This is a genomic window from Streptomyces sp. NPDC091209 (assembly GCF_044757755.1).
Classification (GTDB): Bacteria; Actinomycetota; Actinomycetes; order Streptomycetales; family Streptomycetaceae; genus Streptomyces.
In genome coordinates, this window is the sequence record NZ_JBIVVR010000004.1 from 465549 (window position 1) to 488237 (window position 22689).

Consider the following 22689-nt stretch of genomic DNA (forward strand, 5'->3'; position numbering starts at 1 on the left):
ACGGAGGACCTGCGCCGACGGCACCGGGGCGTGCCTCGGCGGCAACGGGGCATCCGTCGACGACACCCGGGCGTCCGTCGACGACACCGGAGCGTCCGTCAGCGCCACGAGGACCTGCGCCGGCGGCACCGGAGCATCCGTCGACGACACCGGAGCGGGCGCAGACGACACCCCGGCGCGCGTCGGCGGCACCGGAACATCCGCCGGTATCACGGGGACCCGTGTCGGCGGCACCGGAACATCCGTCGACGTCCGCGGGGCCCGTGTCGGTGGCACGGGGGAATTCGTGGGTGCCGCCGGAGCGTGCGTCCGCGTGATCAGGGCGTCCGCGTGCGTCACCGGGGCATCCGTCGATGTCGGCGGACCGTCCGGTGGTGCGAAGGCCTCGGGGTTTCCGGGGGCGTCGGGCGGCCGCGGGGCCGCCGGGGTGCCGGTGGCGTCCCGGTCCGCGCGGCCGAAGCGGGTGCCGCGGGCGAACGCGCCCATACGCCGGGCGTTCTCCTCGGCCGACCGCGCGCTGACGTCCTCGGCGGACACGGCGGGCTCGGCGGGCACGGCCGGTGCGGCGGCTGGAGCCGCGGGAGCGGCGGCGGACGCCTGCTCCGGTCCGCGGCGCCGCCGCTTCGGCAGACCACCGGCCGTCGTCGTCTCGACGGGCTCGGCCGCCCGACGCGTGGGACGCAGCGGCGCCCGGGACGCCACCCCCGGACCCACCGGCCGCCCGCCCGCCCGCGAGGGCTCCGCCCGCGGCGGCACCTCCATCGCGGGGGCCAGATGAGTGAGCAGGTTCGACGGCAGGAACACCACGGCGCGGACACCCCCGTACGGGGACCGCGTGTCCACCGAGACGCGGAATCCGTACCGTGCGGCGAGCACGCCGACGACGGCGAAGCCGAACTGCGGCGGATCGTCGAGCCGGGTCACGTCCACCGGGTCACGGCCGGTCAGCAGCGCGGCGGCCCGCTCGGTCGCCTGGCCGTCCATACCGACACCGGCGTCGTCGACGACCACGCAGGCGCCGTTGTGCGCCGACTGGACGGTCACCTCGACGGTGGTGTTCGGCTGCGAGTGGCGTGCCGCGTTGTCCAGCAGTTCGGCGACGGCGAGGACCACCGGTTCGACCGCGCGGCTCTCGACGGCGACGTCGACCTGACCGTTGACGCGGACGCGCCGGTAGTCGCGGACACGGGAGGTCGCGCCGCGCACCACCTCCGTCAGCGCGGAGGTGCTGCGCTGCCGTCCGGGCCAGGAGCCGCACAGGACGGCGATGGCCTGCGCACGACGGCCGAACTGGGCGTTGGTGTGGTCGATTTCGAGTAGGTCGCGCAGCACGTCGGGGTGGTCGTGCCGGTCCTGCATCTCCGCGATGGACACCTGCTGCTCGTTGGCGAGGGCCTGGATCGAACGCATCGACGCCTTGAGCGCGGACTTCGCGGACTGGTCGGCGCGCGCCTGGGCGTGTCCCACCGCTTCAGAGAAACGTTCGAGGACGGTGTCGAGGTGCTTCGCGAAGTCCGTGCCGGTCAGCCGGACATCGAACGGGCCGGAAGCCGGGACACCCGCGGGAACGTGCTGGTGAGGGGCGTCCTCCAGGGCGGGCAGACGGATCTCGGCCAGGTGGCGCAGCTCCTCGTCGCGGACCCGCAGGTCCTCCGCGAGCCCGGCGGCCCGCCGGCGCTGTCGCCTGCTGATCCCTCGCTGGCGCAGCAGCAGCACGGTGACGGCGAGCAGGCCGGCGGCCAGGCACCAGGACACGGCCTCCGGTATCCGATCGTTCATGGTCCTCAAGTCCTCTTATCCAGAGACGCATTGCTGGGGTGGAAGCAAGAAAAGTGAGGGGTGGGGCGCGAGTTGGCGCGGCGCATGACGGTAGCCCCACGACGCTCTCCGCGCTTGCCGCGGTGCGCAAGGAAGTTGCCCTCATGCGCACCGGCTGTGTGCACTAGGCTGACACCGCGTGACTACCCTCACCCATGCGGGAGTTGATGGTGTCGTTGCCTGCGGGAAACTACCTGGTGGAGACCAGGTCGACGGGTGCGGTGGAACCGTGGGAGCGGACCGACTTCTGGAGCGCGCACATCGGGTCGTACCAGTCCCGGATGGGCTACCGGTACAGCGGTACCGCCGACTTCCGCGGTGAGACGGTGCGTCAGCGTACGGAGGCGTATCAACTCGTCAGGTTCCGGTCGGACGAGATCGAGTACAGCAGGACCGCACGGCAGATCCGTGAGGACCCCGACGGGGACTACCGGTTACTGCTCCCGCTGAGCGGGGAGATCGTCCTGCGTCAGGAGGGTCACGAGGCCCGGCTGACCCCGGGGACGGGCACGCTCGTCTCCTTCGGGTCGCCGTTCCAGTGCCTCCAGGATGCCTCCACCCAGGCGTTCGTCCTCACGATCCCGGCCCGCGAACTGGACGGCCCGCTGAACCGCAAGTCGCCGCTGGCCACCGGCCTCGACCTGAGCAGGGGCCTCGGCCGCGTCGTCCGCTCGATGCTCGACGGTCTGTACGCCGAGCGCGACGACCTCACCGACTCCCAGTTCAACGCCGTGTCCGACCGTGTGGTCGAGCTGCTGTGCATGCTCACCGCGGGCGACGACCGCCCCGACGGCGCCCGCCATCTGGCGGACGTGGAGACGGCCGTCCGCCGCCATGTCCGCGAGAACGCCGCCGATCCCGGCCTCACCGGCACGTCCATGGCGCACGCCCTCGGCTGGTCGCTGCGCCAGATCCAACTGGCCCTGCAGCACGCGGGCACCACCCCCCGCGACCTGATCCGCGAGGAGCGTCTGCGCCTGGTCCGCGAACGCCTCCGGTGCGGCGACTGCGAACGTCTGACCATCACCGATCTGGCCTACGCCTCGGGGTTCTCGTCGGCCAGCGCCCTCAGCACCGCGTTCCGGCAGCGCTTCGGGGTGAGCCCACGGGAGATGCGCAACGGCGTCCGTGGGACATGACAGGGCAGGGCCGCCCAGCCCGCCCCAGCCCGTACGTCCCTACGCCTGCCCGCCCTTCGCATGTCCGCCTGCCTGCCGTCCCGCCTGTCCGCCTGTCCGCCGACGGCATCTCGTCGGAACCCCTCCGACGCTCCCGGCCTGGGACAATCGACACAGGACGGGATCTCGGACGGAGACGGACTGCTTCTTCGGGAGTGGAGATGGATCTGCGGCAGATGGAGGTCGTGGTCGCGGTGGCCGAGGAGGGCGGTTTCACCGCGGCGGCCCAACGGCTGCACGTGGTGCAGTCCGCCGTGTCGAGCACGGTCCTCGCGCTGGAACGGGAGCTGGGCACCCCCCTGTTCGACCGCACCACGCACCGGGTGTTCCTGACCCCGGCGGGCGAGGTCTTCGTCCCGGCGGCGCGCGCCGCGCTGCGGGCGGCGGAACAGGCGCGGGCGACCGTCGACCTGGTCCGCGGACAGCTCCGGGGCAGGATCACGATCGGCACGACGCAGGGTGTCTGGGCCGACCTCCACCGGCCGCTGGCCGCGCTGCGCGCCGAGCACCCCGGCGTGGTCGTGCGCTTGCGGCAGACGTCCGTGACCGACATCCGGCACGCGCTGCGCGAGGGCACCGTAGACCTGGCCGTGGTCGCGCTCGACCGGCAGCGGCAGCGCGGTCTGGTGACCCGGCCGCTGTCGTACGAGGAGATGGTGCTGGTGTCCGCCCCGCGGCGGGCTCTCACCGGAACCGGCCCGGACGGCACGGTCACGCTCGCCGAGACCGCCCGGCTGCCCCTGGTGGACTTCACCCCGGGCTGGGCCATCCGCTTCGCCGTCGACCGGGCGTTCCGTGCCGCGGCCGTGGAACGGGAGACGACCTTCGAGGTCGACGACATCGTCGCCGCGGCCGAACTCGTCCGGAGCGACCTGGGCGTCTGCGTCATGCCCGCCTCGATCGCCGGACAGTTCCCCGACCTCAGCACCCACGCCTTCGCCCGGCACGCACCCCACTGGAAGATCATGATGGTCCACCCCCGCGGCGACACCCCGCCGGCGGTCACCGCGCTGCTGCGGCACATGCCCTGAGGACGTACGCGCTCCGTCGGTCCGGTGGCGGTGGTACGCACGCCGGTCAGGCGGATCCGGCGGGGTGGGCGGGCTGAGGGGTCAGGCGGGTCAGGCCCTTGCGGTCGTAGTAGCGGGTCATCGCGAAGCCGAAGACAAGGGCGAGCACGGCGCCGACGCCGATCATGAGCCAGGCGCGGCCCAGCCCGGCGTCGGCGCGCGCGTCGAAGAAGAGGATGGCGCGCACCCCGTCGCTGAGCTGGCGCATGGGCTCGAAGACCGACAGGAAGCGGTAGAAGCCGGGGACCGCCTGGAGCGGCACGGTGGCGCCCGAGGACGGCAGGCCCAGCACGATGAACACGAACATGGACACGAGCTGCCCGATCCCGCCGAAGGCCGCGTTGATCGCCTGGACGCCCAGTCCTACGGCCAGGCTGGCGCAGTAGGAGTAGATCCACAGCAAGGGCAGGTGGGTGGCGTCCATGCCGAGGATCGCGACGGTGGCCAGCATGACCAGGGAGACCGTGAGCACGGTGATCCCGGCGGTCATGACCATCTTCAGGAGCAGGGTCTGGGTACGGTTGATCGGCACGGTCGGGCGGCGGGTGTGCCAGGGGCCGATCTCGTTGTCGGCATAGCCCAGGGCCGTGTCGACGCCGGTACTGATGAGGTTGCCGCCGAGGAATCCGGCCAGTACCAGGAGCAGGGTGTAGTAGAACGCGCTCAGCCCGAGACCGCTGTGTGCGCCGATGGGGTGGCCGACCCGGGTGACGACCTGGACGGGATCGGCGAGGAGCAGTCGCGTGGTGGAGTCCGCCTTGGCGGTCACGGGCGACGCCGACAGTTCCTTGCCGATCGTCGTGGAGGCCTGCTGAGCGGCCGCTGTGGTGATCCGACTGGCCAGCGACGAACCGAGGCTGCCCGTACCGGGGTTGGTCAGCACCGTCATCGTGGGCCGGACCGTGGCGTTCGCCGTGGTCAGCGCGGTCAGGGAGTCGGTGAAGTTCCTGGGGACGACCAGGGCGCCGTAGATCCTGCCGGAGGAGAGTTCGTCCTGGGCCTGCGCGCGGGTGAGTCTGCGCCAGTCGGCCGTGCCGGAGGTGTCGCTCGCGACGATGGCCGCGGTGACCTGGGTGCCCACGTTCTGCCGCTGCCCCGGAGGCGGTTTGCCGGTGTCCTCGTTGACCAGTCCGATCGGCAGGTCGTGCAGATGCCGGCTCGGGTCGACGATGCCGCCCATGTAGAGCAGCGACAGCAGCAGCGCGAGCAGCCCCGTCAGCACGGTGGGCACCAGCCACAGCTTCGGACGGCGCAGGAGCGCTGCGGCACGCGCCTGGGCGGGCGCACCGACGCGGGCACCCCGGCCGGCGTCCGGGCCGCCAGGACCGCCGACGCGCGGGGCGTCACCGCTGCCCGTCGCCTTGGCGTCCTCGTCGCCGTCGTCCGCGGGCTGATTGCTGTCGGCGTCCATGGATCTCCGTAGGTTCCGGGGCGGCGCGGGAGCGGCGGTGGGCGCGCGGCCCGGCCGGGGAGTCCGGGGCCGCACGTCAGGTCAGGATCGGCTGTACGCGCGTCTCATGGACGGCGACTCGCCGAGTCCCCGGCGCCGGACGGCTCCACTCCCGGGTCCTACGGCCGAATCGGTACGGCCGAGTCGGTACGGCCGAGTCGTACGTACGGCCACACGGGAGGTGCAGAAGGCGCTCGCCCGCACGACGACCCGAGCACGGCCGCGTTCCCGCCCCTGCGGACCTCCGTCACCCGGGCCGGACGTCCCTCGTCCGGGTCAGCCGTTCGACGCCCCGGCCGACATCTCCGGCCGTGTCGCTCACACGCTGGCCCCACTTCCCCTCCCGGACACCGTGGCGTCACACCGAACGGGCACGTTTCCCCCGTCCCCGTTGCAACGCCTCGGATTCCGTCCGTCCGTACGCGGGCGTGACGCGGAAGGACGACGTGCGCCGTGTCCCTGCCCCCGCTCGACAGTCTCCCCGCCCCCACACCCACACCCACCTCCGTCGCCACCTCCGTCCCCGTCCCCGTACCCGCACCCGCACCCAGCGATTCACCTGGCGATGCGCCTGGCGCGGCCCACCCCCTTTCCGCGCATCCCCCTTCCCCCACCAGCTCCCCCTCCGCCACCCGGCGCACGGCCCTCACCCGGCTCGTCCGCCTGGTCCTGGCGCTGCTCCCCCTGCTGTTGATCGGAACGTGGGCGGCGCTGGACTGGCGCGCGCTGCGCGACGGCGTCACCCGTCTGGGTGCGGCCGATCCCTGGTGGCTGCTCGCCGGGGTCTTCTTCACCCTGCTGGGTTGGGTGGCCGCCGCGTGCGTCCGTCAGGGTGCCCTGCCGGAAAGGCTGCCGCCCGGCCTGCTGCTGGCGTCGCAGTTCGCCGCCGGCGCCGCCAACCACGTACTTCCGGCGAGCATCGGCGCCCATGCGGTCACTCTGCGCTTCCTGCAGAACCAAGGCATACCGCTGCCCCGCGCGACCGCCTCGCTCGCCCTGTACTCGCTGGTCAAGCCGGTGGCGAAGATGCCGGTGCTGATCCTCTTCCTGGTGGCCTTCGAGGACACCCTCCGGCTCGGCGAACTCGCGCCGGACCGCTGGACGCTGTTCCTGGCCGGAGGAAGCGTGGTGCTCGGTCTCACGACCGCCTGCCTGCTCCTGAAGATCGTCCGTCCGCTGCGCCGCCCGGCCGTCGACTTCCTGCGCACCGCGCTGACCGATGTCCGGATCCTGCACACCCGGCCCAGTCGCGTACTCGCCCTGTGGGGCGGGTCGGCCGCCACCCCGGTGCTCCAGGGAAGCGTGATCGCGTCGGTCGGCTTCTCACTCGGGCTGCCGTTGTCGTGGGCGCAGGTGGTGTTCGCGCTGCTGATCGCCAGTACCGCCGTGGGCGCCGTACCCGCGCCGGGCGGAATCGGCCCGGTGGACGCGGCCCTGGTGTTCACCATGGTCGCGCTGGGCGCCCCGATGGGCCTGTCGACGGCCACCGTCATCGGCTACCGCGTCCTGACGGTCTGGATCCCCCTGCTCCCGGGCACCCTCGTCCTCTCGGCCCTCGTCCACCGCAAGGTGCTCTGACTCCTCGTTCGCCCCCGGGGAGTCCCGTACGGCGAGCGGCGAAGCAGCGCTCGGGGGTGCCGCGGAGAAGACGGCACGCGACAAAGTCCTCGTCCACGCCTGGTGGGTCGTACGGATCGCCCGGGCCTGGTGGCGCCCCCAACCCGACCTAACCCGCACCCGAGCGAACGGCCGCCGTAAGGCGGCGGCCGTCGCGGTCCGGTGTGCGGGCCCCGGCCGGCCCCGGCTCAGCCCTCGTCGGGCGTCAGCCGCAACGAGATCGAGTTGATGCAGTACCGCTGATCCGTCGGGGTCGCGTACCCCTCACCCTCGAACACATGGCCGAGGTGCGATCCGCAGCGGGCGCAGCGCACCTCGGTGCGGGCCATGCCGTGCGAGCGGTCCTGGATCAGCTCGACGGCGTCGGAGTCCTTCGGGTCGTAGAAGGACGGCCAGCCGCAGTGCGACTCGAACTTCTCCGTGGAGGTGAAGAGTTCGGCGCCGCAGGCGCGACAGGAGTAGACGCCCTTCGCCTTGGTGTCGGTGTACTCGCCGGTGAAGGCGGGCTCGGTGCCCGCCTTGCGCAGCACCGTGTACTCGGCCGGGGTCAGCTCCGCGCGCCACTGCTCGTCCGGCTTTTCGATGTCGTACGACATGAAGCTCAACCCCTCACGCTCAAGGAGGCCCCGCTGGGGGCCATGGTCACTCGGACAGCCGGGCGAGGATCTCCGGTCCGAGATCCGTCACGTCGCCCGCGCCCATGGTGAGAACGAGATCACCGGGCTTCGTCATTCCCGCGACGACCGACGGCACCTCGGCCTTGTCGTGCACCGGCGTCACCTCCGCGCCCGCGGCCCGGGCGGCCGTGAGGATCAGTTCGCTGGTGACACCCGGGATCGGGTCCTCGCGGGCCGGGTAGATGTCCAGGACGACGGAGGCGTCCGCCAGCGACAGGGCCTCGCCCATCTCCTTGCCCAGCTCCTGGGTGCGGGAGAACAGGTGCGGCTGGAAGACCACGAGGATGCGGCCCGAGGCGCCGGCCCGCATGGCCTCCAGGTCGGCGGTCATCTCGGTCGGGTGGTGCGCGTAGGAGTCGATGACCTGGACTCCGGCCGCCTCGCCCTTGAGCTGGAGGCGGCGCTTCACGCCGGTGTACGAGGCGAGCGCGGGGGCCAGTTCGGCGGCCGGGATGCCGAGGGCGACTCCCGCGGCCAGCGCGGCGACCGCGTTGTGCGCGTAGTGGCGGCCGGGGACGGAGACCGTGAAGGTCAGCTCGGCGCCGTCCAGCAGGACCGTGACCTCGCTCTTCAGGCCGTGCGGGACCACGGAGAGCACCCGGACGTCCGCGTCGGCGGCATCGCCGTACGTCACCACGCGGACGTCCCGGCCCGTGACCCTGCGGGTCAGCTCGCGGGCGCCCTCGTGGTCCGCCGAGATCACCAGCGTGCCGCCCTCGGTGACACGGTCCACGAACGTCTCGAAGGACTCGTAGATCTCTTCCATGGACGCGTAGTTGGCGTGGTGGTCGAGCTCGACGTTGAGGATGATCGCGACCTCGGGCGCGTACTTGTGGAAGCTGCGGTCCGACTCGTCGGCCTCGGCGACGAAGATCTCGCCCTCGCCGTGCAGGGCGTTCGAACCGGGGGCGTCGAGGTCGCCGCCGATGGCGTACGACGGGGAGAGGCCGAGCGACGACAGGGACACGGCCAGCATCGAGGTGGTGGTCGTCTTGCCGTGGGTGCCCGCGACCGCGATCGGGCGCAGGTCGTCCATCAGGCGGGCGAGGGCGTCCGAGCGGTGGACCACCGGGATGCCGAGCTCGGCGGCCCGGGCGAGCTCCGGGTTGTCCGCGCGGATCGCGGAGGAGACGACGACGCAGGTGGCGTCGGGGGCGAGGTGGTCCCCCGCGTGCCCGATGTGGACCGTGGCGCCCAGCGCTCGCAGCGCCTCGGCGGTGGCGGACTCCTTCGCGTCGCTGCCCGCCACCTGGGCTCCGCGCTGCGCGAGGATCTTCGCGATACCCGACATCCCGGCGCCGCCGATGCCGATGAAGTGCGGTCGGTCCATCGCGGTAGGAAGGCCGGGTGCCATGCGTGTATCTCCCCAAGATCCGGTACGAAGGTGGGCGCGCTCTCCCGAGGAGAACGCGGACCCAGCCTATGGGGTACGGCGGACAGTGCCTCACAAGGGACACCGGCGTACCGGCCCCGGCCACCCGGGGCGGACGCCCAGCCGTCTCCCGAGGAACGCCAGGACAACGGACCACCGGCCGCACGCCCTGGGACGTCCCTGGACCGGATTCGCGCCCGCGCCGCTCATTCCCCGGGAACCGGCAATGGCGGAGCCGCGCCCCGCACCACTCCGGGGCAGCGGGGGCTGCGCCGCACGCGGCGCCCTCACGCCCCCGGACGCGACCCCGTACCCGCCGCGCCCCCGGGGCCCGGGGCTCGGGGCCCGCTCACGCCTTGCTGTGCGAGAACAGCTTCAGCACCGGGACGCCCACCTTGTGGCGGGCCCGCGAGGCCCAGTCGCGGTGGAAGAACTCCTCCACGTAGTGGGGGTCGGTCAGCACGATGACCTCGTCGGCCTCCACCTCGTCGACCAGGCTCTTCAGCGCGTCGAGCGGGTGGTCCTCGATGAGCCGCCCCTCGGCCGCGCTGCCGGACGAGCGCAGGGCCAGCAGCGACACCTCCAGCGCCTGCTCACCCTGGCTGGCGGCCGCCTCGCCCTCCGGTGTGTCGCCCTCGCGGGCCGCCTCGTCGATCTCGCCGAGCGCCACGTCGTCGATGGCCCGCAGCAGCCGGTCCGCCTGGTCGCCCCGGGGCTGGAGCAGTACGTGGAAGGCGACCGTCTCGTCACCGTGCAAGGTGGTGACGAACTCCACGTCGGCGGACGTCAGGGCCTTCTCGATCATCAATACGCTTGTGAACACGACAGGCGCCCTTCTCGTCCGTGGGCCGTCCCGGCCCCTGCGGAAACCATCCTGCCCCGTGACCGCACGGGTACTGCGCGATTTAGTGTGCCCACCGGAAGAGAAACGGAACCAGCCATTCCGACGGCTTGTCAGGGCCGACGGTATCGGCTGTACAGGAACCCGGCCTCTTCCAGCAAAGACACCAGTTCGAGCTGTCGCGGGACCGGCACCGAGGGTCCACCGGCGATCCGCTGGGCGTCGCCCGCGGCGAGCATCGGGGCCAGGGTCAGGCACATCTCGTCCAGCACGCCGGCCGCGATCAGCTGGCCCAGCAGCCGGGGCCCGCCCTCGGTCAGCAGCCTGGTGTGCCCGAGGTCGCCCAGAGCCCGTACGGCGCGGGCGGGATCGATCCCCCTGCCGTCCCCGGCGATCACCACCTGCGCGCCCGCCCGCTCGGCCGCCGCGATCCGGTCCGGGGCGGCCGCGGCACCCGTCAGCACCAGCGTGGGCACCAGGGGCGAGGTGAAGAGCGGCAGCGAGAAGTCGAGGTCGAGGCTCGCCGTGACCACGGCGATGGCGGGCGCGGGGCCCTGTCCGGCGGCCTCCCGGAGTGCCGCGAAGGCCTCACGCGCGCGTGCCGGCCGGTAGCCCTCCTGCCGCGCCGTCTCCGCCCCGACGACCACGACGTCCGCGAGACCGCGCAGGACGCCGAAGATCCGCATGTCGGTGGCGTTCGAGATGGGCTGCGAGCGCCCGTCGTGCTGGGCCGCGCCGTCGAGCGTGGACACCATGTTGGCCCGCAGCCAGGGCCCCTGGACCTGGGGGTAGGCGTAGGCCTCCGCCAGTTCGCCGAGTTCCCACTCGCGCTCCGCCACATCCGTCACGGAGGCCTCGGCGGAGGCCTGGGCTGCTGTTTCGTAGGTCACAGGGAACAGGCGTCGCATGACGAGCAGTGTGGCACGGCGCATAGAGTGGGGAACCGTGTCGTCCACCTCCACCGCCTCCGCGATCGACCCGATAGCCGAAGCGGCACCCCTGTCCCTGTGCGCCCGCGAGCCGCACGTCCCCGCCGACCGGCTCGTCGCCGAGATGGTGCCGCCGCCGCGCTTCGACTCGGTCCGGTTCGCCACGTACCTCCCGGACCCGAACCAGCCCAGCCAGACCGAGGCCGTGGGCGTCCTCGAAGGCTTCGCCGCGGGGCTGGGCGGGGCGCACGCCGTGGGCGCGCCCAAGCGGCGGCTGTTCGGCTTCGGCAAGGCGCCGAAGACACAGGCCGGCCCCCGGGGCGTCTACCTGGACGGCGGCTACGGCGTCGGCAAGACCCACCTCCTGGCCTCCCTGTGGCACGCGACCCCGGCGGAGCCCTCGCTCAAGGCGTTCGGCACCTTCGTGGAGCTGACGAACCTGGTGGGCGCGCTCGGCTTCCAGAAGACCGTGCAGACCCTCTCCGGGCACCGCCTCCTGTGCATCGACGAGTTCGAACTCGACGACCCGGGGGACACCGTCCTCGTCTCCACCCTGCTCGGCAAGCTGGTCGACGCGGGCGTCGCCCTGGCGGCCACCTCGAACACACTTCCTGGCAAGCTCGGCGAGGGCCGGTTCGCGTCCGCCGACTTCCTGCGGGAGATCCAGGGCCTGTCCGCGCGCTTCCGTCCGCTGCGCATCGACGGTGAGGACTACCGCCACCGCGGGCTGCCCGAGGCGCCCGCCCCGTTCTCCGACGAGGAGGTCACCAAGGCGGCGTACGCCACCGACGGCGCCTCCCTGGACGACTTCCCGCACCTGCTGGACCATCTCGCCCGTGTCCACCCGAGCCGGTACGGCGCCCTCACCGACGGGATCGGGGCGGTCTGCCTCACCGACGTCCAGCCCGTCCCGGACCAGTCGACGGCGCTGCGGCTCGTGGTCCTCGCCGACCGGCTGTACGACCGTGAGGTGCCGGTCCTCGCCTCCGGAATGCCGTTCGACCGGCTGTTCAGCGAGGAGATGCTGAACGGCGGGTACCGCAAGAAGTACTTCCGCGCGATCTCCCGGCTGACCGCGCTCGCCCGTGACGCGAAGGGCCTCGTGGAGGGCCGGGGAGTCTAGGACCTCGTTCAGGGCACCCCCTTCCGGGCACCTCCTCTTCCAGGCACTCCGCCGGCCCGCTACCCCGCGGGCGGATCCGGCAACAACCGTGCCTCCGCGACGTAAAGTGGAGATGTCAGACAGAACGGGCACCCCGGAAGGGGGTCGTCATGATCCAGGAAATCATCGTGGGGATCGTGGCGGCCGGGTCCGCCTCCCTGGTCTACGTCGCAGCCAGCGCCCGGGTCATCAAACAGTACGAACGCGGAGTGGTCCTCCGTCTCGGACGGCTCGCGGGAGAGGTCCGCCGCCCCGGCTTCACCATGGTCGTGCCGTTCGTGGACCGGCTGCGCAAGGTCAACATGCAGATCGTGACCCTGTCCGTGCCGGCCCAGGAGGGCATCACCCGGGACAACGTCACGGTCCGGGTGGACGCGGTCGTCTACTTCAAGGTGGTGGACGCGGCGAACGCGGTCATCCAGGTCGAGGACTACCGCTTCGCGGTCTCCCAGATGGCACAGACGTCACTGCGCTCGATCATCGGCAAGAGCGACCTGGACGACCTGCTGTCCAACCGCGAAATGCTCAACCAGGGCATGGAGTTGATGATCGACAGTCCGGCGATCGGCTGGGGTGTACAGATCGACCGGGTCGAGATCAAGGACGTGTCGCTGCCGGAGACGATGAAGCGGTCCATGGCCCGGCAGGCCGAGGCGGACCGTGAACGCAGGGCCCGGATCATCAACGCCGACGCGGAGTTGCAGGCTTCCAAGAAGCTGGCCCAGGCCGCCGAGGTGATGTCGGAACAGCCGGCCGCGCTCCAGCTGCGCCTGCTGCAGACGGTGGTGGCCGTCGCGGCCGAGAAGAACTCCACACTCGTCCTGCCCTTCCCGGTGGAACTGCTGCGCTTCCTGGAACGCGCGCAGTCCGGACAGCCTCCGATGCCGACGGAGCCGCAGCGGGCGCGACAGCCGGACGTACCGCCCGCGGAACCTCCCACCGTGCCGGACCGGATCAACGGAGTTCCGGAGGCGCTCGGCCTGTCGGAGGCGTTCACGGACACGGACGGGCTCGGGATCCCGGACGCGTTCGGAATCCTGCGCGCACCCGGAACACCGACGGATCCCGGGGAGCCGGACGGGTCCGGGGAAGCGGAGGAATCCGGGACGGGGCCGGAGCGCGCGGAGCCGGAGGCGCCCACGGGATAGATCCCGTGCCCGCCCCGGGTCTGCTCGACCCGGCCGACCCGGCCGCCCCGGCCGCCCCGGCCGAGCAGACCGACCCGGCCGAGCAGGCCCAGCAGGCGGACTGAGCACGCGGCGCGGCCCCGGAGAGACGCGGGCGGGTGACTCCGGGGCCGCGGACGGGCGGCACACCCTCGGCAATGACCGCATCATCACATTTATTCTCATATCGTCACACAATGAATCTCTCTCTACGGAGCGTCGCCGTGACCTGCACCGTGGGAGCACTCGGTGCCGCCCTCACCGCGTGCGGCGGGCCGGCGAGTCCGGCTGCCGCCCGCCGGGGACACCACGCGCCCACCACCGCCACCGCCCTCGCCAGCTCCGGCGCCACCGCCTCGCGACCGCCCACGCTCGCGCCCGGACCCGCCGGGCTGACGCCCGTCTTCAAGAACGGGCCGCGCACACGGGCCAAGACCGTCGCACTGACCTTCGACGCGGACATGACCGCGGACGAGGGGGCGCGGGCGGCGGCCGGTGAGCATTTCGACAATCCGCGGCTGATCGCGACGCTGCGGAAGTTCAAGGTGCCCGCGACCGTCTTCATGACGGGCCGGTGGGCCGACGAGTACCCGCGGGAGGCCAAGGACATCGGGCAGGACCCGCTGTTCGAGATCGCCAACCACTCGTACAGTCACTACGCCTTCACCAGCGACTGCTACGGGCTGCCGACCGTGCCCGAGGACAGGATGCGCGCGGACGTGGAGCGGGCGTACGACGCCTTCAGGAAGGCCGGGGTACGGAACGCGATGCCCTACTTCCGTTTCCCCGGCGGGTGTTACGACCAGCGGTCGCTGCGCGCGCTGAGCGCGGCCGGGGTCACCGCCGTGCAGTGGGACGTGGTGAGCGGGGACGCTTTCGCGACGGACGCCGACGCCGTGGCACAACAGGTCCTCGAGGGTGTGCGGTCCGGGTCCGTCGTCGTCATGCACTGCACCCGCAGCGCGGCGCCGACGACCGAGCGGGCCCTGCGGACGGTCGTTCCCGAACTGCGGCACAGGGGCTTCCGGTTCGTGAAGGTGTCCCAGCTCATCGGCGCGGCGGACGCACGGCACTGAGCATCCCCCGGTCCACCCGCCCCTCGTACGTCCCGGCACGCCCGTCCCCCGTACGTCCCGGCACTCCGCTCCTCCTGTGTCCCGGCCGCCGGTCACTCGTAAGCTGCGGGCATGAGCGACGACTACTGCGCGATAGGCGCCGACGGGCCGGCCGGAGAGTCCGTCGGCGGCCCCGACGCGGCGGGACAGGGCGGGCCGCCGTACGCGGAGTGCGTGCTGTGCCGTGAGCCCACCGAGTACCCGGAGTCACACAAGGGGATCACGCTGTGCCCCGTCTGCGCCTGGCAGGAGGCCCAGCGCACCGCGTGTTCGGGCTGACCGACAGGGGCGCGGCCTCGGGACGGGCGGCCGCGGGACCGGTGGACGGCCGCGAGAACCGGCCGTCCGTTCGGAACGGATCTTCCGCCTGGCAGACTGGTGGGCGTGAGCAGCGACCCGACCTCCGCCGAGGACAGCCCGTTCCGTACCGAGCCCACCGTGCGTGACAAGGCGCGGCAGTTCGTGCTGCCGCTGGTCGTCCACATCGAGAAGGCCGCTCCCCCGGCGCGCACCGACGCGCTGGAGACCGCGGCGCGGGCCGTACTGACCATCCTGAGCGACGAGCGTTCGCTCGGGGAGGGCGAGTGGGCGCAGGCGATGCGGGACTGGCAGGACGCCCGGATCCGCAAGGTCGTACGGCGGGCGCGCGGTGCCGAGTGGCGGCGGGCCGAGGCTCTGCCCGGCATCACGGTGACCGGGGGGTCCGCGGAGGTGCGGGTCTTCCCGCCGGTACCGCTGGACGGCTGGCCGAAGGATCTGGCGCGGCTCCAGGTGTCCGGTACGGACCTCGACGATCCGGAGCCGCCGGCACCGGCCGATCCGGCGGCGCCCGTGCTGTGGCTCAACCCGGAACTCGAGATGTCGGCCGGCAAGACGATGGCGCAGACGGGTCATGGCGCCCAACTGGCCTGGTGGGAGCTGTCGGAGAAGGAGCGGGCCGCCTGGCGCGACGCGGGTTTCGCGCTGTCCGTGCGCACCGCGGATCCGGCCCACTGGAGTGAACTGACGGCCTCGGAGCGGCCGTTGGTCCGTGACGCGGGGTTCACGGAGATCGCCCCCGGACTGACCGTCGCCGTCGAGGGGCACGACCGCGTCGGCGCCCTGCCGGAACGCACACCGGACTCGGCGGGCTGACAGCGGGCTGACGCCCAGGTGCTCTGCCCGGCTCCGGGCGCGGTCGACGTGGTGCGGGTGCGCACCTGCGCCCGGCCCGTGGGTCCGGAGCCTCAGTCGGCCAGCGTGCAGGCGAGTTCCGTGGTGACCCGGACGAGTTCGGTGTCCGGCTCGGCGAGCAGGTGCTGCAGGGTGCCGCGGTGGGCGCGTACGGCCTGGCGGGCTTCGCGTTCCCAGCCCACCCAGTTCTCGCGGCGGTTGAGGAGCTTGGGGTAGGCGGCGGCCGTGCGCTCCCACTGCCGGGCGTCCGCGATGTCCTTCAGGAGCTGGATTATCTGCACACGGCAGGTGACCTGGGGAAGTTCGGCGAGTTCCCAGAGGAAGGGGACGGTCGCGGCCGTCGCCTGCTCCACGACGAATCCGTACTGGCAGATTCGCTCCCGCAGGTCCTGGAGCGCGGCCCTGGCCGTCGCCGCGTCACCCCAGGCAACCGTGTTGAGCAGGAACGGGATGGCCTCCGCCGACCCCTTGGAGTCCTTGATCTCGTCCCACGACACGCGTTCCAGGTTTTTGAGTGGTGTTGCCATTTCCGCTCCCTCCGAAGGCGTCGGACAGTGTCAGGTGCTCGGGCGGGACCGACAGCCCGTCCGGACGATCACGCCCCCGAGGGAGGCTCCTGAGATGACGTCAGCACTCACCGCTGGCAACGAGGTTGACGCCACGGCTATTATCCACGCCGACAGCGTCTTCGTGCAATTGCACGAGAAATTGCACGAAGACGAGAGGCAGGGGCCGCGTGAGGTCCGGCCGGGGCCCGCGAGCGGGTGGCCGTCCGGGCGCACGGGCGGTGGAACGTCAGCAAGGAGAGTGCGCGTTGGTGCCATCAGTGCCGAACGGAGTGCGGGCGAGCTCGCTGAGCGTCCGCTGGATCAAGAGCAGGCACAGCAACGCCGAGGGCAACTGCGTCGAGGTGGCCTCTCTGGGCGACGGAGGCATCGCGGTGCGCAACTCCCGCGACCCCAATGGTCCGGCGCTCGTCTACACCCCGGCGGAAGTGGCCGCGTTCCTGGCCGGCGCGAAGGAGGGGGAGTTCGACCACCTGCTGTGAGACGGTCCCGGACCCGCCGAACTCCGTTGAAGCGGAAGGCCAGTTGTCCACTTCTGCCTCCCCCTGCGGCAGAGTCCGGCGCAGTGCGATAATTTTGACTGTCTTCTGCCGGTCGACTGGGAGTCAGGATGTCCGTCGAGTCACCCCGCGCCTCCCGCCTCGAACCGTATCTGAGCCGGCCGGAGCCCGCCCCCACTCTGCTGAAGATGCTGGTCGGCGTGCAGCTCGCCGGGGCCCGCGAGGACGCGGGCCTCTCCCAGGAACAGGCGGCGCGTTCCCTGGGGTTCAGCGGGGCGAAGCTGTCACGCATAGAGGCGGGCAAGGGCCGCAAGCCCCCCACGGAGGGCGACGTCCGGGCGCTGCTCGAGCTGTACGGGACCGACGACTACGAGGTGTCGGTCCTCCTCAGACTCCTGAAGCGCGCCGGTGAGCCGGGATGGTGGCAGCGCTACGACAAGCGGTTGATGCCCGAGTGGTTCGACCGGCTGGTCGGGCTCCAGGAGGCGGCCACCACCATCCGCACCTTCGAGATCCAGTACGTTCCGGGACTGTTGCAGACTCCCGACTACACCCGCGCCGTGGTGGAACGCGGCCTGCCGACGGCGCCGGCCGGTGAGGTACAGCGCCGGGTGGAACTGCGGATGCGCCGGCGGGAGCTGCTGAACCGGGCGGACCCCCCTCATCTGTGGGCCGTCGTCGACGAGTCCGTTCTGCTCCGGGTCCTGGGCAGCCGCGAGGTGATGCGCGCCCAGCTGGAGCACCTCATCGCGATGGCTCAGCGTCCCCATGTGATCGTGCAGGTCGTGCCGTTGGACGTCACGAACGCCTCGGCACCGGCCATCCCCGTCACCTATCTGCGCTTCGGCGGTGTCGAACTGCCCGACATCGTCTACCTGGAGCACATCAGGAGCGCCAACTTCCTGGAGGACCGCGACGAGACGGAGGAGTACCGCGTGGTACTGGACCGGCTCGCCGACGAGGCCCTCAGCCCTCGCGCATCCCTCGCGTTGCTGCGCGACACGGCGGACCGGCGCTACAACGCCTCGCACTGACGGGGCATCGCACCGGGTCACCCTTGGTCGATCCGGCGAGGACCCGCGGGGTGGGGCGCCGAGTGCGTGTCGCGCCCACGAAGACGCCGGCGGACCACCCGCCGCCACGGCGCCGCGAAGGGACCCGCCCCGCGGATCACGCGGCACACACAGGGACGGACGGGGAGCGGGCTCCGCCGGACCGGCCTAGCGGATGCGGCCGACCCCGCCGAACTCGATCCACTCCTGGGTGAGTTGGCGCGGCACGACGTCGGTGTCCGGACGCCAGGTGGACACTTCCACGAGTCCGGGTTCGAGGATGTCCATGCCGTCGAAGAACTCCGCCACGTCCTTCTCCTGGCGCACCCGGCCCCAGTGGCCCTGCGTCGCGGTGGCCATGAAGTCGGTGACGAACTTCCGGACCTCCGCGTCCTCGCTGACCAACTGGCACATGACCATGAAGCTGCCGGGCGCGAGCCGTTCGGCGACACGGCGGATCACGGGGAGGGGCCCGTCCGTCTCGCTGTCCGGGATGCAGTGGAACACCGAGTTGAAGAGCACGGCCACCGGCTGGGAGAGGTCTATCAGCCGCCGGGTGTCGGGGTGGTCGAAGATCGCCTCGGTCTCCCGCAGGTCGGCGTGGATGACGGCCGTGCGATCGTTCTGGTCCAGCAGGGCCCGGCCGTGCACCAGCACCATCGGGTCGACGTCGACGTACACCACCCGGGAGGCCTCGTCGATCTCCTGGGCGACCTGGTGCACGTTGTTCTGGGTGGGCAGGCCGGATCCGTGGTCGAGGAACTGCCTGATTCCGTATCCGTCCGCCAGCGTCCTGACCACCCGCTGCAGGAAGCGCCGGTTGTTCAACGCCAGCGCGCGGGTGCTGGGCACGACCTTGTCCAGCTCTTCGCAGGCCGCCCGGTCGGCGGCGTAGTTGTCCTTGCCGCCCAGGTAGTGGTCGTACATGCGCGCGGCCGTGGGCACCGTGGCGTCGATGGACGTGGACAGCTGCTCGCCAGGCTGCATCGTTCCCCCAGATCCGTGTCGCGCCAACCCGACTGGCCCGACCGGCAACCCATACTAGGGAAACGGAAGTTGGCCTTACCAGTCCTCGAAGGGAGGACGCGGTGAGGATCCCGTGCCGGCCCGCGCTCCCGGGTCAGCGGGGTGGCGTGAAATGGCCGATCAGCAGGGACAGCCGCCGCTCGTGGCCCGCCCGGGGCATGCGCCCGCCGCGCATCAGGGTGACCAGGCCGTGCAGACCGCTCCAGTAGGTCTCGGCGAGGACGGCCGGGTCGTCGTCCCCGGCGAGCGGCAGGATCGCCTCCCGCAGTTCGCCGAGGGCGTCCCGCAGGGCGGACGGCGCCTCGGCCATCACCAACGGCAGGTCGATGACGTGCGTGAACATCGCGTCGTACAGCGCCGGCCGGCGCTCGCCGAAGCCGGCATAGGCCGCGCCCACGGCGGCCAGGGCCGCGCCGGGGTCGGTCACCGCCGTGCGCGCGGCACGCAACTCCCTCGCCAGTTCGGCGAAACCCCGCACCGCGACGGCCGCCATGATGGCGCCCCTGCCCTTGAAATGGTTGTAGAGCACCGGCTGGCTGTACTCGATCTCGGCGGCCAGCCGACGCATGGTCACCGCGTCCCAGCCCTCGGTTTCGGCCAGTTCGCGGGCGGCCGTCACGATCAGCCCCTCGCGCTCAGCTCGTTCGCGCTCTCGGCGTGTCTGGATCGACATGGCTTCGATTCTAGCATCGCTAGCATTCATATCGTCGATACGCTATCGTCGCTCCTGTCCCTAGCGCCGCTAGCAAGGAGATCCGACATGCTCACTCCCACGGCCTACGGCCTGGCCATCGTGCTCGACCTCCTGGTCCTGTTCATCGGGGCGCGATTCCTGGTGCGGCCCGTGGCGGCCGCCACGGGTTACGGCGTCCCGGCCAAGCCGGGCGGCGACGCCGCCTATCTGGAGATCAAGGGGCTGCGCGACACCGTCTTCGGCGTCATGGGCCTGGCCCTGCTGGCCTTCGCCGGCGCCGGGGCGGAGGCCTGGTTCATGCTGACCGTGGCCCTGGTGCCGCTCGGCGACACCCTGATAGTGCTGCGCCACGGCGGCACGAGGGCCGTCGCCTTCGGCATCCACTTCGCCACGGCCGCACTCGTCCTCGTCAGCGCCGGCCTTCTCTTCGCCGTCTGACGCAGCCCGGCGGGCCCCCGAGCGCGCCGGGCTACGCTTGGCCCCCAAACGTGAAGGTGGGAGGTCCGGATGACCGGCACCCGGCTGGACGGCAGGGTCGAACGCGGCAACCGCACACGGCAGTCGGTCCTCCGCCGCACGGTCGACATCGCCTCGGCCGAGGGACTCGAGGCGCTGTCCGTCGGACGCCTCGCCACCGAGCTCGGGCTCAGCAAGAGCGGCGTCTTCGCCCTCTTCGGGTCCCAGCAGGAGCTGCAACTGGCCACCGTGCGCGAGGCCTCACGCATCCACGTCGAGCGCGTGAACCGCCCCGCGGCCGAGACCCCGGCCGGCGTCGCCCGCCTCCGGCGGCTGTGCGAACTCTGGCTGGAGTACTCGCGGAGCCGGGTCTTCCCCGGCGGCTGTTTCTTCTACGAGGTCGTCGCCGAGTTCGACGCCCGGCCCGGCCCCGTCCACGACGCGGTGGCCCGGGCCCAGCGGGCCTGGGCGGACCACGTCGAGCACACCGTCGCCGAGGCCCGCGACCTCGGCGAACTCCGCTCCGACACGGACGCCGCCCAACTCGCCTTCGAGCTCGTCGCGTTGGTGGAGACGGCCAACGCGCTCTCCGTCCTGCACGGCGAATCGACCGCCTACCGCAGGGCCGGCGTCGCGATCACCTCGCGGCTGCGCGCGGCGGCGACCGATCCGGGCCAGGTGCCCGAACTCCTCTGACCCGCAAGAGAACTGACGCCACGGCACACGTCATGACGTTCGGCGGGGTTCCGTGAAGACAAGTAGCACGATCGTTCGCTCAGTTTTATGCTCAGGGCGACCGGAACCCGGTCGGGGCGTCGACCGCCGGCCCACCAGTCCTCCGCCCCGGTCATCGGCGTGCCGGTGGTCTCGGCCCCGGCCGGCCCGGCGACGGCGTCGACGTCTCGTCGAGCCCTTCGGCGTTGCCGCCGGGCGAGGGGAACACCGCCCGGCCGCAGCCCTCGGACCCGGACGACGTGCTCCGGTAGCGGGCGCCCGAACCTCAAATGTTGCTCTGAACGTCCGCCCCGGTTGGTTCGGCCCACGCTTCCGGGGCCATGACTCCGTCACGCCGGAACACGGGCCGTCGTGGGGGAGCGACACGCAGGCGGGCCCGGTCGAGGCCGTGACGGAGGAGGGGACATGCGACAGCCGACGCGGCTGGGTACGGGAATCGGATGGCGGCCGGAGATCGCCGAGGCCGTGGAGCGCATGCCCGGCATCGACTGGGTCGAGGCCGTGGCGGAGAACGTGTGCCCCGGCCATGTCCCCGCGTCGCTGCTGCGGCTGCGCGAGCGCGGTGTCACGGTGGTGCCGCACGGGGTCTCCCTGGGCCTCGGCGGCGCCGACCGGCCCGACGAGTCCCGGCTCGTCGCGCTCGCGGAGCGCGCCGAGGCGCTGGGTTCCCCGCTGGTCACGGAGCACATCGCGTTCGTCCGGGCGGGCGGCCCGCTCACCGCGTCACCGCTGCTGGAGGCCGGGCACCTGTTGCCGGTTCCGCGCACCCGGGACGCGCTGGACGTCCTGTGCGAGAACGTCCGCGCGGCTCAGGCCGCGCTGCCCGTCCCCCTCGCGGTGGAGAACATCGCCGCACTGATCTCCTGGCCGGGCGAGGAGATGACCGAGGGCCAGTTCCTCTACGACCTGGCCGACCGCACCGGTGTCCGGCTGCTCATCGATGTGGCCAACCTCCACACCAACCAGGTCAACCGTGGCGAGGACCCCGCCAAGGCGCTCGACGAACTGCCCGTCGAGGCCATCGCCTACGTGCACGTCGCCGGCGGCTTCGAACGGGACGGTGTGTGGCACGACAGCCACGCCCACCCCGTTCCGCGACCCGTGCTCGACATCCTCGCCGACCTCGCGTCCCGGGTGACCCCGCCCGGGGTCCTCCTCGAACGGGACGAGAACTTCCCCGAACCGGCCGAGCTGGAACGCGAGCTGACCGCGATCCGGGCGACGCTGGAGCGGGCCTCGGCCGGAGCGTCCGAGCGTGCCGTGACCGTCCTGGTGGGCAGTTCGGTCGCTTCCTCGGCGCCGGTCCGCGCGGCCGCGCCGGTCGGGGCCCCCACGGTCGTCCCGCCGGTCACCCCAGCGGCATCCCGGACCCCGGGCGAGGCCGGAACCGGGCCCGACACCCCGGCCGGCACGAGTTCCCCCGCAGGATCCGGCAGGGGATCCGGCACCCGTGCCGAAGGCGCCGCCCGGCAGCGGCTGGCGCTGGCGCAGACGGCCCTGTTGTCCTCGCTCGTCGCGGGGACCCCCGTGCCCGAGGGCTTCGACCGGGTCCGGCTCGGGGTGCAGGCGCGGGCCCTCGCCGCCAAGCGGGCGGACGTCGTGGCGAAGGTGGCTCCGGAGCTGCCGGAGATCCTGGCGGACGGCTACCGGCCGGCGTTCCTCGCGTACGCCCAGAAGCATCCGATGACCGGCGGATACCGGCGCGACGCCCTGGATTTCGCCGAACATCTCCTGCTCGCGGGCCGCCCGGAGGGCGCGGAGACCCGGCGGCTGCGCGACTGGTGGCTGGAGCGATCGGGTCCGGCCCCGCTCCCGGGGCATGCCGTGGCCCGGCTGGCCCGCGCCACCCGCAGGGCGCTGCTGGGCCACTGAACCAGCGCGCCGACCGGGTCTCCACCCGCGCATCGGCCGGGTCTCCACCCGTGCGCCCGCAGCGGCGCGCCGCCTTGACGGGGCACCCCGACACACCTCGTCCGCAGAATGTGCCCGGAGTAACACCGCCACTTGTGAAGATGATGTGCGCGTCCGTTTCCTGTGATTTCAGGGCGGTATGACGTACGCCCGAACCACCGCAACCGGCGCCTTCCACCCT

Annotated in this window: 22 protein-coding genes; 13 read left to right on the top strand and 9 right to left on the bottom strand. The window is 72.1% G+C overall.

What is annotated here, in order from left to right; genetic code table 11:
- Positions 1 to 1779: ATP-binding protein (locus tag ACIQRL_RS14910; RefSeq protein ID WP_401331549.1), on the bottom strand; the 1779-nt coding region annotated here is incomplete at its 3' end.
- Between the two features lie 194 nt (positions 1780 to 1973).
- On the opposite strand from ACIQRL_RS14910, the gene ACIQRL_RS14915 reads away from it, so the two are divergent.
- Positions 1974 to 2957, top strand: a complete 984-nt coding sequence (locus ACIQRL_RS14915; RefSeq protein WP_401331551.1) for a helix-turn-helix domain-containing protein — start codon at positions 1974 to 1976, stop codon at positions 2955 to 2957.
- A gap of 200 nt (positions 2958 to 3157) precedes the next feature.
- Complete coding sequence (locus ACIQRL_RS14920) at positions 3158 to 4027, top strand: LysR family transcriptional regulator (protein ID WP_401331553.1); 870 nt, start codon at positions 3158 to 3160, stop codon at positions 4025 to 4027.
- Positions 4028 to 4073: 46 nt separating this feature from the next.
- Here the strand turns inward: ACIQRL_RS14920 and ACIQRL_RS14925 are convergent, their stop codons facing one another.
- Complete coding sequence (locus ACIQRL_RS14925) at positions 4074 to 5477, bottom strand: YhgE/Pip domain-containing protein (protein WP_401331555.1); 1404 nt, start codon at positions 5475 to 5477, stop codon at positions 4074 to 4076.
- A 492-nt stretch (positions 5478 to 5969) separates the two neighbouring features.
- On the opposite strand from ACIQRL_RS14925, the gene ACIQRL_RS14930 reads away from it, so the two are divergent.
- The gene (locus ACIQRL_RS14930; protein WP_401331557.1) at positions 5970 to 7094 is read left to right on the top strand and encodes a YbhN family protein; all 1125 of its coding nucleotides are present in this window, start codon (positions 5970 to 5972) and stop codon (positions 7092 to 7094) included.
- A gap of 227 nt (positions 7095 to 7321) precedes the next feature.
- Here the strand turns inward: ACIQRL_RS14930 and msrB are convergent, their stop codons facing one another.
- The 4 genes from msrB to ACIQRL_RS14950 form a co-directional block, all read right to left on the bottom strand.
- On the bottom strand, positions 7322 to 7729 hold the full coding sequence (msrB, locus tag ACIQRL_RS14935; RefSeq protein ID WP_401331559.1) for a peptide-methionine (R)-S-oxide reductase MsrB: 408 nt from the start codon (positions 7727 to 7729) through the stop codon (positions 7322 to 7324).
- Between the two features lie 46 nt (positions 7730 to 7775).
- The gene (gene murC / locus ACIQRL_RS14940) at positions 7776 to 9164 is read right to left on the bottom strand and encodes a UDP-N-acetylmuramate--L-alanine ligase (protein WP_401331561.1); all 1389 of its coding nucleotides are present in this window, start codon (positions 9162 to 9164) and stop codon (positions 7776 to 7778) included.
- A 367-nt stretch (positions 9165 to 9531) separates the two neighbouring features.
- Positions 9532 to 10005 (bottom strand): indole-3-glycerol phosphate synthase, encoded by a 474-nt coding sequence (locus tag ACIQRL_RS14945; RefSeq protein ID WP_401331563.1) that lies wholly within the window; start codon positions 10003 to 10005, stop codon positions 9532 to 9534.
- Between the two features lie 131 nt (positions 10006 to 10136).
- The gene (locus ACIQRL_RS14950) at positions 10137 to 10931 is read right to left on the bottom strand and encodes a pyrimidine reductase family protein (protein ID WP_401331565.1); all 795 of its coding nucleotides are present in this window, start codon (positions 10929 to 10931) and stop codon (positions 10137 to 10139) included.
- Here ACIQRL_RS14950 and zapE point away from each other — a divergent pair.
- The 5 genes from zapE (at position 10930) to ACIQRL_RS14975 (ending at position 15529) form a co-directional block, all read left to right on the top strand.
- Positions 10930 to 12075, top strand: a complete 1146-nt coding sequence (gene zapE / locus ACIQRL_RS14955; protein WP_401331567.1) for a cell division protein ZapE — start codon at positions 10930 to 10932, stop codon at positions 12073 to 12075. The two genes, ACIQRL_RS14950 and zapE, sit on opposite strands and share 2 nt — an antisense overlap.
- Before the next feature lie 149 nt (positions 12076 to 12224).
- Complete coding sequence (locus tag ACIQRL_RS14960) at positions 12225 to 13262, top strand: slipin family protein (protein ID WP_401331569.1); 1038 nt, start codon at positions 12225 to 12227, stop codon at positions 13260 to 13262.
- Between the two features lie 215 nt (positions 13263 to 13477).
- Positions 13478 to 14356, top strand: a complete 879-nt coding sequence (locus tag ACIQRL_RS14965) for a polysaccharide deacetylase family protein (protein WP_401331571.1) — start codon at positions 13478 to 13480, stop codon at positions 14354 to 14356.
- Positions 14357 to 14467: 111 nt separating this feature from the next.
- The gene (locus ACIQRL_RS14970) at positions 14468 to 14674 is read left to right on the top strand and encodes a hypothetical protein (protein WP_401331573.1); all 207 of its coding nucleotides are present in this window, start codon (positions 14468 to 14470) and stop codon (positions 14672 to 14674) included.
- Between the two features lie 105 nt (positions 14675 to 14779).
- Positions 14780 to 15529, top strand: coding sequence for a peptidyl-tRNA hydrolase (locus ACIQRL_RS14975; RefSeq protein WP_401331575.1), 750 nt, complete (start codon positions 14780 to 14782; stop codon positions 15527 to 15529).
- 92 nt (positions 15530 to 15621) lie between these two features.
- On the opposite strand, the gene ACIQRL_RS14980 is transcribed toward ACIQRL_RS14975, so the two are convergent.
- On the bottom strand, positions 15622 to 16095 hold the full coding sequence (locus ACIQRL_RS14980) for a hypothetical protein (RefSeq protein ID WP_401331577.1): 474 nt from the start codon (positions 16093 to 16095) through the stop codon (positions 15622 to 15624).
- A 290-nt stretch (positions 16096 to 16385) separates the two neighbouring features.
- Here ACIQRL_RS14980 and ACIQRL_RS14985 point away from each other — a divergent pair, with 290 nt between their 5' ends.
- Together ACIQRL_RS14985 and ACIQRL_RS14990 are read left to right on the top strand one after the other, a co-directional pair.
- Positions 16386 to 16616 (top strand): DUF397 domain-containing protein, encoded by a 231-nt coding sequence (locus ACIQRL_RS14985; RefSeq protein WP_401331579.1) that lies wholly within the window; start codon positions 16386 to 16388, stop codon positions 16614 to 16616.
- Positions 16617 to 16744: 128 nt separating this feature from the next.
- A complete protein-coding gene (locus ACIQRL_RS14990; RefSeq protein WP_401331581.1) occupies positions 16745 to 17668 on the top strand; it encodes a helix-turn-helix domain-containing protein in 924 nt (307 codons plus the stop codon).
- A gap of 186 nt (positions 17669 to 17854) precedes the next feature.
- Here ACIQRL_RS14990 and ACIQRL_RS14995 read toward each other — a convergent pair whose 3' ends face one another.
- Together ACIQRL_RS14995 and ACIQRL_RS15000 are read right to left on the bottom strand one after the other, a co-directional pair.
- Positions 17855 to 18673, bottom strand: coding sequence for an SAM-dependent methyltransferase (locus ACIQRL_RS14995; protein WP_401331583.1), 819 nt, complete (start codon positions 18671 to 18673; stop codon positions 17855 to 17857).
- 133 nt (positions 18674 to 18806) lie between these two features.
- Positions 18807 to 19385 carry a TetR/AcrR family transcriptional regulator gene (locus ACIQRL_RS15000; protein WP_401331585.1) on the bottom strand — a complete coding sequence of 193 codons (579 nt, stop codon included), beginning with the start codon at positions 19383 to 19385 and terminating at the stop codon, positions 18807 to 18809.
- Positions 19386 to 19472: 87 nt separating this feature from the next.
- On the opposite strand from ACIQRL_RS15000, the gene ACIQRL_RS15005 reads away from it, so the two are divergent.
- The 3 genes from ACIQRL_RS15005 to ACIQRL_RS15015 all read left to right on the top strand — a co-directional run bounded on the left by ACIQRL_RS15005 (position 19473) and on the right by ACIQRL_RS15015 (position 22469).
- On the top strand, positions 19473 to 19844 hold the full coding sequence (locus tag ACIQRL_RS15005; RefSeq protein ID WP_401331587.1) for a DUF4267 domain-containing protein: 372 nt from the start codon (positions 19473 to 19475) through the stop codon (positions 19842 to 19844).
- A gap of 69 nt (positions 19845 to 19913) precedes the next feature.
- Positions 19914 to 20558 (top strand): TetR/AcrR family transcriptional regulator, encoded by a 645-nt coding sequence (locus tag ACIQRL_RS15010; RefSeq protein ID WP_401331589.1) that lies wholly within the window; start codon positions 19914 to 19916, stop codon positions 20556 to 20558.
- A gap of 444 nt (positions 20559 to 21002) precedes the next feature.
- Complete coding sequence (locus tag ACIQRL_RS15015) at positions 21003 to 22469, top strand: DUF692 family multinuclear iron-containing protein (RefSeq protein WP_401331591.1); 1467 nt, start codon at positions 21003 to 21005, stop codon at positions 22467 to 22469.
- Positions 22470 to 22689 lie beyond the last annotated feature (220 nt).

Excerpts from the sequence above, each read along its gene's own strand:
- ACIQRL_RS14915 (WP_401331551.1), top strand. The coding sequence starts at position 1,974 with ATGCGGGAGTTGATGGTGTCGTTGCCTGCGGGAAACTACCTGGTGGAG.
- ACIQRL_RS14920 (WP_401331553.1), top strand. The coding sequence starts at position 3,158 with ATGGATCTGCGGCAGATGGAGGTCGTGGTCGCGGTGGCCGAGGAGGGC.
- ACIQRL_RS14925 (WP_401331555.1), bottom strand. The coding sequence starts at position 5,477 with ATGGACGCCGACAGCAATCAGCCCGCGGACGACGGCGACGAGGACGCC.
- msrB (WP_401331559.1), bottom strand. The coding sequence starts at position 7,729 with ATGTCGTACGACATCGAAAAGCCGGACGAGCAGTGGCGCGCGGAGCTG.
- murC (WP_401331561.1), bottom strand. The coding sequence starts at position 9,164 with ATGGCACCCGGCCTTCCTACCGCGATGGACCGACCGCACTTCATCGGC.
- zapE (WP_401331567.1), top strand. The coding sequence starts at position 10,930 with ATGACGAGCAGTGTGGCACGGCGCATAGAGTGGGGAACCGTGTCGTCC.
- ACIQRL_RS14950 (WP_401331565.1), bottom strand. The coding sequence starts at position 10,931 with ATGCGACGCCTGTTCCCTGTGACCTACGAAACAGCAGCCCAGGCCTCC.
- ACIQRL_RS14960 (WP_401331569.1), top strand. The coding sequence starts at position 12,225 with ATGATCCAGGAAATCATCGTGGGGATCGTGGCGGCCGGGTCCGCCTCC.
- ACIQRL_RS14965 (WP_401331571.1), top strand. The coding sequence starts at position 13,478 with ATGAATCTCTCTCTACGGAGCGTCGCCGTGACCTGCACCGTGGGAGCA.
- ACIQRL_RS14970 (WP_401331573.1), top strand. The coding sequence starts at position 14,468 with ATGAGCGACGACTACTGCGCGATAGGCGCCGACGGGCCGGCCGGAGAG.
- ACIQRL_RS14980 (WP_401331577.1), bottom strand. The coding sequence starts at position 16,095 with ATGGCAACACCACTCAAAAACCTGGAACGCGTGTCGTGGGACGAGATC.
- ACIQRL_RS14990 (WP_401331581.1), top strand. The coding sequence starts at position 16,745 with ATGTCCGTCGAGTCACCCCGCGCCTCCCGCCTCGAACCGTATCTGAGC.
- ACIQRL_RS14995 (WP_401331583.1), bottom strand. The coding sequence starts at position 18,673 with ATGCAGCCTGGCGAGCAGCTGTCCACGTCCATCGACGCCACGGTGCCC.
- ACIQRL_RS15000 (WP_401331585.1), bottom strand. The coding sequence starts at position 19,385 with ATGTCGATCCAGACACGCCGAGAGCGCGAACGAGCTGAGCGCGAGGGG.
- ACIQRL_RS15005 (WP_401331587.1), top strand. The coding sequence starts at position 19,473 with ATGCTCACTCCCACGGCCTACGGCCTGGCCATCGTGCTCGACCTCCTG.
- ACIQRL_RS15010 (WP_401331589.1), top strand. The coding sequence starts at position 19,914 with ATGACCGGCACCCGGCTGGACGGCAGGGTCGAACGCGGCAACCGCACA.
- ACIQRL_RS15015 (WP_401331591.1), top strand. The coding sequence starts at position 21,003 with ATGCGACAGCCGACGCGGCTGGGTACGGGAATCGGATGGCGGCCGGAG.